At 64.8% G+C, this 13476-nt stretch carries 12 protein-coding genes; 10 read left to right on the top strand and 2 right to left on the bottom strand.

What is annotated here, in order from left to right; genetic code table 11:
- Positions 1 to 7: 7 nt before the first annotated feature.
- Positions 8 to 421: a succinate dehydrogenase, cytochrome b556 subunit gene (gene sdhC, locus E3T43_RS17495; protein ID WP_092448920.1), complete on the bottom strand. Its 414-nt coding sequence runs from the start codon at positions 419 to 421 to the stop codon at positions 8 to 10.
- A gap of 110 nt (positions 422 to 531) precedes the next feature.
- Positions 532 to 1704, bottom strand: a complete 1173-nt coding sequence (locus E3T43_RS17490; RefSeq protein ID WP_134473348.1) for a glycosyltransferase family 1 protein — start codon at positions 1702 to 1704, stop codon at positions 532 to 534.
- 82 nt (positions 1705 to 1786) lie between these two features.
- Here E3T43_RS17490 and E3T43_RS17485 point away from each other — a divergent pair, with 82 nt between their 5' ends.
- The 10 genes from E3T43_RS17485 to E3T43_RS17440 all read left to right on the top strand — a co-directional run bounded on the left by E3T43_RS17485 (position 1787) and on the right by E3T43_RS17440 (position 13470).
- The gene (locus tag E3T43_RS17485) at positions 1787 to 2908 is read left to right on the top strand and encodes a mannose-1-phosphate guanylyltransferase (RefSeq protein WP_134473347.1); all 1122 of its coding nucleotides are present in this window, start codon (positions 1787 to 1789) and stop codon (positions 2906 to 2908) included.
- A 39-nt stretch (positions 2909 to 2947) separates the two neighbouring features.
- On the top strand, positions 2948 to 3916 hold the full coding sequence (locus E3T43_RS17480) for a nucleoside hydrolase (RefSeq protein WP_134473346.1): 969 nt from the start codon (positions 2948 to 2950) through the stop codon (positions 3914 to 3916).
- Between the two features lie 154 nt (positions 3917 to 4070).
- Positions 4071 to 5144, top strand: coding sequence for a BMP family protein (locus E3T43_RS17475; protein ID WP_166791372.1), 1074 nt, complete (start codon positions 4071 to 4073; stop codon positions 5142 to 5144).
- A gap of 115 nt (positions 5145 to 5259) precedes the next feature.
- Entirely contained in the window at positions 5260 to 6759 is a 1500-nt protein-coding gene (locus tag E3T43_RS17470) for an ABC transporter ATP-binding protein (protein WP_134473344.1), read from the top strand.
- Positions 6756 to 8021, top strand: coding sequence for an ABC transporter permease (locus E3T43_RS17465; RefSeq protein ID WP_134473343.1), 1266 nt, complete (start codon positions 6756 to 6758; stop codon positions 8019 to 8021). The genes E3T43_RS17470 and E3T43_RS17465 overlap by 4 nt, the downstream gene beginning before the upstream one ends.
- Positions 8018 to 9301, top strand: coding sequence for an ABC transporter permease (locus tag E3T43_RS17460; protein WP_134473342.1), 1284 nt, complete (start codon positions 8018 to 8020; stop codon positions 9299 to 9301). Before E3T43_RS17465 ends, E3T43_RS17460 begins: the two co-directional genes overlap by 4 nt.
- Complete coding sequence (locus E3T43_RS17455; protein WP_134473341.1) at positions 9298 to 9720, top strand: cytidine deaminase; 423 nt, start codon at positions 9298 to 9300, stop codon at positions 9718 to 9720. Before E3T43_RS17460 ends, E3T43_RS17455 begins: the two co-directional genes overlap by 4 nt.
- A 67-nt stretch (positions 9721 to 9787) precedes the next feature.
- On the top strand, positions 9788 to 11092 hold the full coding sequence (locus tag E3T43_RS17450) for a thymidine phosphorylase (RefSeq protein WP_134473340.1): 1305 nt from the start codon (positions 9788 to 9790) through the stop codon (positions 11090 to 11092).
- A 430-nt stretch (positions 11093 to 11522) separates the two neighbouring features.
- Positions 11523 to 12425: a hypothetical protein gene (locus E3T43_RS17445; RefSeq protein WP_134473339.1), complete on the top strand. Its 903-nt coding sequence runs from the start codon at positions 11523 to 11525 to the stop codon at positions 12423 to 12425.
- Positions 12426 to 12483: 58 nt separating this feature from the next.
- On the top strand, positions 12484 to 13470 hold the full coding sequence (locus tag E3T43_RS17440; RefSeq protein WP_134473338.1) for an aldo/keto reductase: 987 nt from the start codon (positions 12484 to 12486) through the stop codon (positions 13468 to 13470).
- Positions 13471 to 13476: the final 6 nt, after the last annotated feature.

The following is a 13476-nucleotide window of genomic DNA, read 5'->3' as shown; positions in this document are numbered from 1 at the left end:
TCGCCCCCTAGTGGCTGAACACGTTGATGAGGTGGCGCGGCACGAAGGCCAGCATGGTGACTACCCACAGGCCGATGACGACATAGAACAGTACGCGCTGGTACTTGGCGTTCCAGAAGTCGATCAGAATGATGCGCAGCCCGTTGAAGGCGTGGAATACGATGGCGCCGACGAGTGCGACCTCACCGAGACCCATGATCGGCGTCTGGTACTGCCCGATGACCGCGTTGTACGCTTCGGGGCTGACCCGCACGAGTGCCGTGTCGAGAATATGGACGAGCAGAAAGAAGAAGATCGCGACACCGGTGATGCGGTGTAAGACCCAAGACCACATGCCCGTGTTACCCCGATACAGGGTGCCGGCGGGGCGACGTGATGTCGTCTTCTGCTGAGAATCTAGGGTTCCTGCCTTCTGTGGCATGAACAACCCTCCCTGGCTGAATTATGGCTCTTTAGTGAGACCGAGAATGTGCTGTGAGCACATACCGTTAGTCTACAAGTGCGCCGCCACATCGTGCCGGTTAGGTTACCCTAACGCTGCATAGACGGGGGTACATGCGTGTCGGCCCGCACCGCACGACGCTCGTCAATGGCCTGTTCGTAGTAGTCGACCAGGTCCGCGCAGACCGTCGGCCAGGAGCGTCCGAGCACGGCGCGGCGCCCGGCTTCCCCCATGCGCGCCCGCAGCGCCGGGTCGCCGACCAGCTGAGATACCCAGTGCCGCAGGTCCCGGTCGTCGTCCGGCCGAAACAGGTAGCCGTTTTCTCCGTGGGCGACGAGGTCGATCGGCCCGCCGGCGTAGGGCGCGACCACCGGCAGCCCGGCGGCGTGGGCCTCCTGGATGGTTTGCCCGAAGGTCTCTTCGGTACCGGCATGCACGAACAGGTCGAAGCTCGCGTAGGCAACGGCCAGCTCTGCTCCCGAGAGCCGGCCCAGCCAGGTCACGGACATGCCGGCCAGCGCTCGACTTATAGACGGTACGCTCGGCCCGTCACCGACCAGCGCCAAACGGATGCCCGGCAGCCCGCGCAGGGCGCGCAACCGCTCGACCTGTTTCTCCGGAGCCATCCGACCGACGTAGCCGACGATCACGTCGCGCGGTGCGCCGTTGGGGGGCATTGGTGAAATGCGTTCGCGCAGCGCCGCGACGGCCGGGTCGTTCTTGACGTTCGGGTGGAACCCGTTGAGGTCAACGCCACGGGTCCACATCGCCAGGCGTGGCACGCCGAGCCGCAGCAGGGCGGCCATCGACGACGACGACGGCACCAGGGTTCGAGTGGCGCCCTCGTGCACCCACTTCACGAAGCGCCAGGCGAGCGCGGTGGCCGGGCCGAGGTGATTGCGGTGGGCGTAACCGGCGACATCCGTTTGAAAAATCGCGACCGAGGGAATGTCGAGCCGATTCGCGGCGCTGATGCCCTGTGCTCCGAGCAGAAAGGGGGAGGCCGCGTGTAGCACGTCCGGCCGAAAATCGGCGAGCAGTTTCTGCACCTGGGGACTGGGGATACCGACCGGAAACTGGCGGTAGTTGAGCGCTGAAACGGTGTGCACGGGAAAGCCCGCGTATTCCGCCGGGGCGCCGTAGGGTGCGATCACCATAGCCTCGTGCCCGGTGGCCGCGAGGTGCTCGAGCACCTTGCAGACGCTCGTGGTCACCCCGCTGATGGTGGGGAGGAAACTTTCGCTGATGACTGCGATCCGCATGGTTCGAAAGTAGGCCGCGGGCGTTGCCGTCGGGTGGCCGGTGGGTGAACAGTCGTAGCGACCTCAGCGATAGTCTGGGGCGATGACTACCTCCAGTGAGCCCCTCGACCGCCTGTACAGCGTGATTCCTGCCGGCGGCATCGGTTCCCGGCTCTGGCCGCTGTCACGAGCGGATGCCCCGAAATTTCTGCACGACCTCACCGGCTCCGGTCAGACCCTGCTGCGCGATACCTGGGATCGCCTCGTTCCGCTCTCCACCGAGCAGCGCATCATGGTCGTCACCGGGCGCGCCCACCGCGCCGCCGTCGAGCTGCAGCTGCCTGAACTGGCCGACCCGAATGTTGTGCTGGAGAGCGAACCGCGCGACTCGACCGCTGCGATCGGCCTCGCGGCCGCGATTTTGCAGCTGCGCGAACCCGGCGTCATCATTGGGTCGTTTCCGGCCGACCACGTCATCAAGGGCGATGCCCAGTTCCGGTCGGCCGTGACCGAGGCTGTCGCCGCGGCGGACGCCGGTTACATAGTCACGATCGGTATTCAGCCGACCGAGGCTGCAATCGGCTTCGGCTATATCAAGAGCGCAGCGGCGCTGAATATTGCAGGTGCGTCGACCGCTCTCGCCGTCGACTCCTTCGTGGAGAAGCCCAGCCCCTATATCGCCGAAGGCTACCTCGCCGACGGCAACTACCTCTGGAACGCCGGCATCTTCATTGCCCGCGCCGACCGGTTGCTCGAGGAAATTGAAGCGGCCGAGCCGGAATTGCACGCCGGCCTCATGCAACTCGCCGAGGCCTGGGACACACCGGCCCGCGGCGCCGTCGTCGACCAGGTCTGGCCACGCCTGAAGAAGATCGCCATCGACTACTCGGTGGCCGAACCCGCCGCCGCCGCCGGCAAACTCGTCGTCATTCCCGGTCAGTTCGATTGGGACGACGTGGGCGACTTCGCCTCGATCGCCAAGCTGCACTCCGGCGGACGCAAAGCCAACCTCGCCATCCTGGGTGAGGGCGCCCGGGTGCTCGCCGACTCGTCGAGCGGCATCGTGGTCAGCCACACCGGGCGCATGATCGCGCTGATCGGCGTCGAGGACATCGTCGTCGTCGACACCCCCGACGCCCTGCTGGTGACGACGAGCGCCAATGCCCAGAAGGTCAAGGCGGTCGTCGACGCGCTCAAGGTGTCCGGTTCGAGCGACGTGCTTTAGTTGTCGACCGCTAACCGGTCAACCTGCTTGGATGGTCTGATGACCTCTGCGCGCATTCCCCTCATCATCGATACCGACACGGCCCAGGACGACTGCGTCGCGCTGTTGGTCGGGCTTCTTGACCCGCGTGCCGACCTGCGTGCGATCACGATGGTGGCCGGAAACGTCGGGTTTGAACGCCAGGTGCGGAACGCCCACCTCACCCTCAACGCTGCCGGCCGACTCGGTGACATTCCTATTTATCTGGGCTGCCGCCGGCCCCTGGTTCGAGACTGGGTCTCGGCCGAGAACGTGCACGGGGACGGTGCCGGCGGGCTGGCAATGGACTTCGATGGCCTCGCAGCCCATTCTCAGCACGGGGTCGACGCGCTCATTGATCTGGTCGCCGCCGCTCCGGGGGAGATTTCCATCGTCGCGATCGGTCCGCTGACCAATATCGCCATGGCCGCTGTGAAAGACCCGAACTTTGTCGGCAACGTCAAGTCGCTGTTCATCATGGGCGGTTCCAACAACGGTCGCGGCAATATCACGGCGGCCGCCGAATACAACTTCTACGTCGACCCGGAAGCGGCCAGGACCGTCTTCGAAGCCGGCTTCAACGTGACGGTCATTCCGTGGGCACCGCTCACGCTCGACCACGCCGTGTTCTCGCGCGAGCAGCTGGCGGGCATCGCGGCCATTGATACACCGCTCGCGCGCTTCTTCACCCGGGTCGTCGGTACGACGCTCGATTTCGACGAGAGCGTCGGGATCGCCGGGTCAACGCACCCGGATTCGCTCACCGCGGCCGTTCTGCTGCATCCGGAACTCGTCACTGCGGCGGCGGACTACGCCGTCGACGTGGAGACCGGCTCCGAACTCACCCGCGGCTACTCCGCCATGTCGTGGGGCGTGCACGAGCTGACAGCGAATGCCCGGGTCGTCGAAGCCGTCGATGGCGCAGCTTTTCTGCAGTACATCACGGACCTGCTGAGCCGGCCCAGCACCCTTAATAGGCCATTTGACTAAAATAGTCCGATTTGCCCGCCGCCGTCTGGCCATCGCGTTTCGGATCTGTAACGTCTGGGCGTGGGGGCTCACATTGCTCACATGCGCTCGTAACACTCGGTAACCTGATCACATCAGCCCTGTTTTCGTCGGGGCACGCACCTGGAGGAATCACGTGAACGTACTCATTCGCAAGCGTCAGTTTGCCGGAATCGCAGCCCTTGGTGCTGCTGGCCTGGTACTGGCCGGCTGCGCCACCGCCCCCGAAGCCACCGACGCAACGAACGACGCCACCGAGACTGACTTTCTCGCCTGCGCCGTCTCCGATGAGGGTAGCTGGAACGACAAGAGCTTCAACGAAGCGGCCTTTGACGGCCTGCTCAAGGCGGAGTCCGACCTTGGCGTGACCCTCAGCGACGCCGAGTCCCACTCGATTGAAGACTTCGAACCCAACCTGGCCGCGATGGTCGGCGCCAATTGCGACCTCACCTTCGCCGTCGGATTCAACCTCGTCGCCCCGGTCAACGCCGCCGCCGCCGCGAACCCCGACGTCAACTTCGTCACGATCGACGGCTGGTCCGAAGGTAACGCCAACCTCAAGGCCGTCGAGTACGCCATGGACGAGTCCAGCTACCTTGCCGGCTACCTCGCTGCTGCCCAGAGCACGACCAAGGTCGTCGGCACCTACGGCGGACTGAACATTCCCGCCGTCACCGTATTCATGGCTGGCTTCCACAATGGAGCCAAGGCGTACGAAGCTGAGACCGGCACCCCGGTGACGGTGCTCGGGTATGACCCCGCTAGCCCCGATACCGGCGACTTCGTCGGAAACTTCGAAGACAGCGCCAAGGCCAAGAGCCTCAGCGCCGGTCAGCTGGAAAAGGGCGCCGACATTATCTTTCCCGTCGCCGGCAGCCTGTTCAGCGCGACCTCAGAGGCCATCAACGAGTCCGGCAAGGCGGCCCTGTTCATCGGCGTCGACAAGGACATCGCCGTGACCAGCCCCGAGTACGCGTCGCAGATTCTCACCTCGGTTGAGAAGAAGATGACGGATGCCGTCTATGACGTCATCAAATCCACCATGGAAGACGGGTTCAACGGCGAGGCCTACCTGGGCACCCTGGAAAACGGTGGCACTGTGCTGTCCTCGTTCTACGAGTTCGAGAGCTCGATTTCTCCGGTGGTCATCGAACGCCTGGAAGAGATCAAGGCCGGCATTATCGACGGCAGCATCGACCCGCAAGCCTAACCACCGCTTCACCACGATCGCCGGGGCGCCAGCCGCCCCGGCGATTTTTCTCTGTACATCATTTCTCTGCACGAACTCTCTTCGGCACGGCGATGTGCGTCAGAATCAGGACACTATGAAACTTGAATTGCGCGGCATTACCAAGCGTTTCGGCGCGCTCATCGCGAATGATCAGATCGACCTCGTCATCGAACCGGGGGAGATCCACTGCCTGCTCGGCGAGAACGGCGCTGGCAAGTCGACGCTCATGAACGTGCTCTATGGCCTCTACAAGGCCGAAGAAGGCCAGATTTTGATCGACGACAAGGTGGTCGCGTTCAATGGACCGGGGGACGCGATGACGGCCGGAATCGGCATGGTGCACCAACACTTCATGCTCATCCCCGTCTTCACCGTGGCCGAGAACGTGATGCTCGGCCATGAACCGGTCAAAGCTGGAGGAGTCCTCGATCTGGCGACCGCTCGTGAACTCGTGCGCACCATCTCCGCCAAGTTTGGTTTCGACATCGACCCGGATGATCGGGTCGAAGACCTGCCGGTGGGCTCGCAGCAGCGCGTCGAGATCATCAAGGCTCTCGCCCGCGACGCGCAGGTTCTCGTGCTCGATGAGCCGACCGCGGTGCTCACGCCGCAGGAGACCGACGAGCTCATGGCCATCATGCGGCAGCTCGCCGATGCCGGCACCTCGATCGTTTTCATCACCCACAAACTGCGGGAGGTGAGGGAAGTCGCCGACCGCATCACGGTCATCCGCTTGGGAAAAGTAGTGGGAACGGCGCTCCCAACCGCATCGGTCACTGAACTTGCCTCGCTCATGGTCGGCCGTTCCGTCGACCTCTCGGTGGAGAAGAATCCGCCGCAACTGGGCGACGAGTCGTTCAAGGTGAAGAATCTCACCATTGTCGACCGCCAGGGCTCGCTGCTCCTGGACGACATTACCTTCTCGATTCGGGCCGGCGAGGTGCTCGCTATCGCCGGGGTGCAGGGCAACGGACAGACCGAACTGACCGAGGCCATCCTTGGCCTGCGGCACGGCGCTACCGGGTCGATCACCCTCGACGGTCACGAGCTGCTCGGCCGCTCGGTGCGGCAGGTTCTCGAAGCCGGCGTCGGCTTTGTGCCCGAGGACCGTACCAAAGACGGGCTGGTCGGCGAGTTCTCGGTGGCCGAGAACCTCATGCTCGACCGCAGCCAGGGGACGCCGTTCGAGTCGCGCGGTAGCATCCGCTTTGCCTATCGCGAAGAATTCGCGCGTCAGGCCATTGTCGAGTTCGACATTCGCACCCAGGGCACCAAGACTCAGGCCGGACGACTGTCGGGCGGCAACCAACAGAAGGTCGTATTGGCCCGCGAACTCTCGCGGGACCTGCGCCTGTTCGTCGCTTCGCAGCCCACCCGCGGCCTCGACGTTGGCTCGATCGAGTTTCTGCACAAACGCATTATTGCCACACGCGATTCGGGCCTGCCGGTGCTGATCGTCTCCACCGAACTCGACGAGGTCATCGGTCTCGCCGACCGAATTGCGGTCATGTACCGCGGACGCATCGTTGGTATCGTCTCGGCCGACACCCCCCGGGCAGACCTGGGCATCATGATGGCGGGAATTGCAGCATGACCATCGAAACTACGTCTCCGGCCACCGCTAAGAAGCCGCACGACGATCTGCCTGCGGGGCTGAGCAACCAGATCCTGCGGGAGATCATGGGCGGCGGTGCTGTGCGCACCCTGCTCGCGATACTGTGCGGCTTCATCGTCGGCGCCATTCTGATCATCGCTGCGAGTGAAGACGTCGCCAAGGTTTCAGGCTATTTCTTCTCCCGGCCGATGGATACCATCAACGCAGCCTGGGACGCCGTCTCCAGCGGCTACGGTGCGCTCTTTCGAGGCTCGATCTACAACGCGGATGCCGGCAGCTTTGCGGCTTCGATGCGACCGATCACGGAAACCCTGCGGCTGGGCGCCCCGCTCATCGCCTCCGGACTGGGCATCGCACTGAGCTTTCGCGTCGGCCTGTTCAATATCGGTGGCCAGGGTCAGCTGCTCATGGGTGTCGTCTTCGCCAGCTATGCGGGCTTCGCCTGGCCCATGCCGTACGGGCTGCACCTGATCGTGGCGATCGTGTTCGGAATTCTGGGCGCCGCCCTGTGGGGCAGCATCGTCGGGTTGCTCAAGGCCACGACCGGAGCCCACGAGGTCATCGTGACCATCATGCTCAACTATGTGGCGTTCAACCTGGTCACCTGGCTGATGCGTTCGGGCTTCCTGCACGACGAAGCCGCTGGCGGCAACCCGCAAACCATCGCGCCGCTCGACACCGCGCAGCTGCCGCCAATCCTCGGACCGGGCTTTGGCCTGCATGCTGGCTTTCTGCTCGTTCTGGCTGCGACGATTTTCTACTGGTGGCTCATGGAACGTTCGACCATCGGGTATCGCTTTCGCACGGTGGGTCTGAACCCGAACGCCGCGCGCACTGCCGGAATGAACGTGCCGAAAATTTACGTAATCGCCATGGCCGCGAGTGCCGCCTTTGTTGGTATCGCCGGGGTCAACCAGACCCTCGGCCGGGCCGGCGGCGTGACGCCGAGCATCGATGCCGGAATCGGATTCGACGGCATCACTGTGGCCCTGCTCGGCGGCGGTGGAGCGGTCGGTATCTTCTTTGCCGGGCTGTTGTTCGGCGCCATGAAGGCCGGCAGCCCGATGATGCAGATCGCCGACGTCTCCCCGGAGGTTCTGCTCGTTGTGCAGGGCGTTATCGTGCTGTTCATCGCGGCCCCGCCGCTTGTTCGGGCGATTTTCCGCCTGCCAGCCTCGGCACCCTCCGGCCCGATAAAAACCTTCGTGAAAAACCTGTTCACCCGGAGGGACAGCAAATGACCTCGACATTGACCGCCGGCGCCAGCCCCGCCCTGCGCAGCACCGTGCTCGCCCGGCGCAATTGGAAGACCCCCGTCTCCTTGCTCATCTTCGCCCTGCTCGGGCTCATCGGTTTCGGGCTGCTCGGGCAGTCGTCCGAGGTCACGTTCAACTGGACCGGAACCGGCGACGACGTCATCATTCCGAACTGGGTCGAGGATTCGAAGCGCATCGGCATCGTCTTCGGCATTCTGATGCTCGCGATCACCGCAGTGTCGGGCTGGTTCACCTGGAACCGTACCAAGACGCCAGCCTGGCTGGTGCTCGTATTCGGGCTCCTGTTCGTGACGGCCCTGCTCGCCTCGGTCGGAACCGGGGGCCGCGTGCCCGTGGTCTACCTGGCCACCGGTGCCATCTCCTTCGCGGTGCCCGTCGTGCTGGGAGCGCTGGCCGGTGTCATGGGCGAGCGGGTCGGCGTGGTCAACATCGCGATCGAAGGCCAGCTTCTGCTGGGCGCGTTCATGGCCGCCATTGTGGGCACCATGACGGGTAATCTCTTTCTGGGCATGGCCAGCGCCATGATTGGCGGTGCACTCGTCGCCATGATTCTGGCGTCGTTCTCCATCAAGTATCTGGTTGACCAAATCATCATCGGTGTCGTGCTCAACGTGCTCGTGGCCGGTATTACGAGCTTTTTCTACTCCGCCGTCATGACGAATGACTCGGAGACGTTTAACTTTCCCGGCACGCTGTCCTTTCTCGCGATCCCCGGATTGTCGGAGATCCCGCTGATCGGTCCGATCCTGTTCAACCACCGCATCACCACCTACGCCGTGTTCATCCTCGTGCCGCTCATCGGTCTGCTCATGTACAAGACCCGGTGGGGACTGCGCCTGCGGGCCGTGGGGGAGCATCCGCTCGCCGCCGATACCGTCGGCATCAACGTGAACGGCACCCGGTTTCGTGTCATGACGCTGGCCGGCCTCATCGCCGGACTCGGTGGCGCCGCGCTCAGCATCGGTTCGGTCGGCCCGTTCATTCGCGATATGAGCGCCGGGCAGGGCTATATCGCGCTCGCCTGCGTCATTCTCGGCCGCTGGAACCCCTGGTATGCCGCCACGGCAGCACTCATGTTCGGCTTCGCGCGCATTTTTCAAGTCTGGTCTGGTCAGGCCGGGTCGGGAATTCCGGCCGACTTCATCGCCATGATTCCGTACCTCGTCACCCTCATCGCCGTCGCCGGCTTCGTGGGAAAATCAGTCGGTCCCGCTGGAGCCGGGAAGGCCTACGTCAAGCAATGATCGCCTCCGAAATTGACTGGGCTGCGCTGCGCGTCGCCGCACTGGATGCCATGGGGCGTGCCTATGCGCCGTACTCGGACTTTCCGGTGGGCGCGGCGGCTTTGGTCGACGACGGGCGGGTGGTCAGCGGATGCAACGTGGAGAACGCCTCGTACGGGGTCGGGCTCTGCGCCGAGTGTGCCCTGGTGTCCTCGCTCATCATGACCGGTGGCGGCCAGCTCGTCGCGTTCACCTGTGTCGACGGAAATGGCGGCATCCTCATGCCGTGCGGCCGCTGCCGCCAGTTGCTCTACGAACACTCCGCGCCGGGCATGCTGCTCGAAACGGTCTCCGGCGTCAAAACCATCGACGAGGTGCTGCCGGATGCCTTCGGGCCGCGCCAACTCGCCGACTATCGCGCCAGCGCAGCTTCGTCGTAGCCGTTGGGCTCGTTCAGCCCGGTCGTCAGGATTTTCCATTGTGTAATCGGCTCTGAAGGAGTGCACCATGAGCACCATCGAAGCGTTTGACGCCGTCGACCTAATTCACACCAAACGCGACCGCGGCGAGCTGACCACACCGCAAATTGACTGGCTGGTCGACGCGTACACCCGTGGCTACGTCGGCGACGAGCAGATGGCCGCCATGACCATGGCGATCTTTCTGAACGGCATGAGCCGCAGCGAGATTCGGGCTCTGACCATGGCCATGCTCGCGAGCGGTGAGCGGATGAGCTTCGACGGCCTCGGTAAGCCGACCACCGACAAGCACTCCACCGGAGGCGTCGGTGACAAGATCACGCTGCCGCTGATGCCGCTCGTCGCCGTCTTCGGCGCGGCCGTGCCGCAGCTGTCCGGCCGTGGCCTCGGTCACACGGGCGGAACGCTCGACAAGCTCGAGTCGATTCCGGGCTGGCGCGCCAACCTGAGCAACGCCGAAATGTTCCAGCAGCTGCAGGAGCTCGGCGGCGTGGTCTGCGCGGCCGGCAGTGGCCTGGCGCCGGCCGACGGCAAGCTCTACGCCCTGCGTGACATCACCGGAACGGTTGAGGCGATCCCGCTGATCGCATCGTCGATCATGTCGAAGAAGATCGCCGAGGGTACTCAGGCCCTCGTACTCGACGTTAAGTTCGGCTCGGGCGCCTTTCTCCAGGACATCGAGCGGTCGCGGGAGTTGGCCCGCACGATGGTCGAGCTGGGCGAGGATGCCGGGGTGGCGACATCCGCTTTGCTGACCAATATGAACGTTCCGCTTGGGTTCGCCATCGGCAATGCCAACGAGGTGCGCGAGTCGGTGGAGGTGCTCGCCGGCGGCGGTCCCGCCGACGTGGTTGAACTCACCGTGGCCCTGGCCGAGGAGATGCTCTCGCTCGCCGGAATCACCGGTGTCGATGTGGGCGCGGCTCTGAAGGATGGCCGAGCCATGGACAAATGGCGGGCCGTGATTCGCGCGCAGGGTGGCGACCCGGATGCCGCGTTGCCGGTCGCGCGCGAGACTCACGTTGTGCTCGCCGAGCGCAGCGGCGTGCTGGTGGAACAGCAGGCGCTGCCTTTTGGTATCGGTGCCTGGCGACTCGGTGCCGGGCGCGCCCGTAAGCAGGATCCGGTGCAGCATGCCGCCGGAATCGACCTGCACGCCAAGCCCGGCGACACCGTGCTGAAGGGCCAGCCGCTGTTCACGCTGAGCGCCGACGAGCCCGCCCGGTTCGCCCGTGCGCTCGAGGCCGTTGAGGGTGCCTGGCGCATCGGCGACGTGGGGGAGCCCGTGCAGGATGGCGGTTCGCTGATCGCGGAGCGGATCGGGAGTCGCTAGCAGCGAGGCCCGCCATAACGTGCGGGCTGCTCGCGACGCGATTCCCGGGCGCACATTCGTCTGGGTCATCGTGGGCGGCCATTTCGCAGTTCTCCTGGTTGAGTGGCCGTGGTTGTTACCCTGAGTAGGAGCGCCAACTCTGGAGTGCGCGCTCTCGCCGTCAATGCGGATTCGAGGTGCCAACTTCTGCCCCATGGTTCTCGTGAGGCGCCAACTTTTACCCCATGGCGAGCGTTGATGGGGCAAAAGGTGGCACCTCGGGTGTGCTGGGCCGTGGTCAGGGGGCAAAAGGTGGCACCTCGCGTGTGCTCGGCCGAGATTGACCTGTGGAGTGGCGCGCTTCCCCGGGCGACCCTGTGGAGTGGCGCCCGACCCATTGCACCCTGTGGATAACCGTCGGGTGGGTCACCGTTCGTGGCACTCTCAGGCCATGCACATCCAAACTCCTCTTCCTCCCGGCTTCGATTCCGGCGCGTTCACCTTTGGAGCGGCCCGGGCGGCAGGTGTCTCGGCCAAGCGCCTGCGGTCACGCGATGTAGAGCATCCGTTTTGGGGTGTGTGTGTTGCCGCTGGCACCGTTCACAACCTGAATGACCGCTGTCGGGCACTTCACAAACGGATGCCTGCGGGTGCCTTCTTCAGCCACGCCACAGCTGCCCGCCTGCACGGCATGCCCCTGCCGGCCGACCTGGAGGCCGACCCGCTTCTTCACGTATCGGTGATCGACCCGGATCGGACTCTGCGACTAGCCGGGGTCAACGGACATCGTGTGGCGACGTCCCCGGGAGTGCGCAGCGTGGCGGGGCTGCCGGTGCTCGAGCCGATTTCGGCGTGGTGCCAACTGGCATCCGTTCTGGAATTGAATGATTTGGTAGCGGCCGGAGATCACCTGCTGCGACCGGAGCTTGGACTGGCGACCGCCCCCGAGATTGCCGCGCGGGTGGTGCAGTATGCGGGGAATCGTGGCGCTCTGCGTCTGCGGGCGGCCGAGGCGATGATTCGGCCGCGGGTGGAATCCCGAAGGGAAACGTTCCTGCGTCTGTTCCTCGTCATGTGCGGCTTTCCTGAACCCGAAACGAACCGGGACATTCCCCTGCCGCGCGGCAAACGACGCGTTCGCGGCGACCTGGTCTATTTTCGCTACAAAGTGCTCGTGGAGTACGACGGCGAGCAGCACCGCACTGATACGGCGCAATTCAACCGCGATGCCGAACGCCTGCATGACCTGCGCGAGGCCGGGTGGCTGGTCATCACCGTGCGCAAGGGCTCGACGAAGGAGTGGGTGCAGGGCGCCGTCGATGCTGCGCTCCGGTCGCGGGGGTGGCGCCCGTAGCCGGGCCGGCGGCCAAATGGTGCGGCAGCGATGTGCGGCGGGTGCCTAAGCTAGGGATATGCAAAAACGCACCCTCGGACGTACCGGCCGCACTGTTTCCGTGATCGGCCTGGGTACCTGGCAACTCGGAGCGGACTGGGGAGCGGTATCCGACGCCGACGCGACCGGCGTGCTCGCCGCATCCGCTGATGCCGGTGTCACCTTCTTTGACACAGCGGATGTCTACGGCGACGGCCGCAGCGAGCGGCTGATTGGCCAATTTCTCGCCAATGAGGCCCTCGGCGCGGAAATTACGGTGGCCACCAAGATGGGCCGCCGAGTCGAACAGCTGGCCGAGAATTTCGTGCTCGCCAATTTTCGCGCCTGGACCGACCGCTCCCGCACGAACCTCGGCATGGACACTCTCGACCTGGTGCAGTTGCACTGCCCGCCGAGCGCTGTCTTCGACTCCGGCGAGGTCTACGACGCGCTCGACACCCTCGTCGACGAGGGCGTCATCGCCTATTACGGGGTGAGCGTGGAGACCTGCGACCAGGCCCTCGCCGCGATCAGCCACCCCGGCGTCGCCACGGTGCAGATCATCCTGAACGCTTTTCGCCTCAAGCCGCTCGACGAGGTGCTGCCGGCCGCACGCGCCGCCGGGGTGGGCATCATCGCCCGGGTTCCGCTGGCCAGCGGGCTGCTGACCGGCAAATACACCGCCGACACGGTCTTCGCCGAGAGTGACCACCGCAACTTCAACCGGGACGGCAGCCACTTCGACGTCGGGGAGACCTTCTCCGGCGTCGACTTCGAGGTCGGCCTGCAGGCCGCGACCGAGTTTGCCGCCCTCGCCCCGGTCGGCCTCACGCCGGCCCAGGCAGCCCTGGCCTGGGTAGCCCAGATCGACGGGGTGAGCGCCGTCATTCCGGGAGCCCGCTCGGTCGCCCAGGCGCAGGGAAACGCGACTGCCGGCGTAGCCGAACCGCTTGACCTCGCCTTCAACGAGGGCGTTCAGGACATCTATGACCGGCTCCTGCGGGAGCAGATCCACCCGCGCTGGTAATACGTC

Source organism: Cryobacterium sp. Hh7 (assembly GCF_004403155.1).
Lineage (GTDB): Bacteria > Actinomycetota > Actinomycetes > Actinomycetales > Microbacteriaceae > Cryobacterium > Cryobacterium levicorallinum.
This window is presented reverse-complemented; position numbering and strand designations above follow the sequence as displayed.

Coding starts and splice junctions, on each gene's coding strand:
- E3T43_RS17465 (WP_134473343.1), top strand. CDS start 6,756: ATGACCATCGAAACTACGTCTCCGGCCACCGCTAAGAAGCCGCACGAC.
- E3T43_RS17440 (WP_134473338.1), top strand. CDS start 12,484: ATGCAAAAACGCACCCTCGGACGTACCGGCCGCACTGTTTCCGTGATC.
- sdhC (WP_092448920.1), bottom strand. CDS start 421: ATGCCACAGAAGGCAGGAACCCTAGATTCTCAGCAGAAGACGACATCA.
- E3T43_RS17480 (WP_134473346.1), top strand. CDS start 2,948: ATGACCTCTGCGCGCATTCCCCTCATCATCGATACCGACACGGCCCAG.
- E3T43_RS17450 (WP_134473340.1), top strand. CDS start 9,788: ATGAGCACCATCGAAGCGTTTGACGCCGTCGACCTAATTCACACCAAA.
- E3T43_RS17490 (WP_134473348.1), bottom strand. CDS start 1,704: ATGCGGATCGCAGTCATCAGCGAAAGTTTCCTCCCCACCATCAGCGGG.
- E3T43_RS17470 (WP_134473344.1), top strand. CDS start 5,260: ATGAAACTTGAATTGCGCGGCATTACCAAGCGTTTCGGCGCGCTCATC.
- E3T43_RS17460 (WP_134473342.1), top strand. CDS start 8,018: ATGACCTCGACATTGACCGCCGGCGCCAGCCCCGCCCTGCGCAGCACC.
- E3T43_RS17445 (WP_134473339.1), top strand. CDS start 11,523: ATGCACATCCAAACTCCTCTTCCTCCCGGCTTCGATTCCGGCGCGTTC.
- E3T43_RS17455 (WP_134473341.1), top strand. CDS start 9,298: ATGATCGCCTCCGAAATTGACTGGGCTGCGCTGCGCGTCGCCGCACTG.
- E3T43_RS17485 (WP_134473347.1), top strand. CDS start 1,787: ATGACTACCTCCAGTGAGCCCCTCGACCGCCTGTACAGCGTGATTCCT.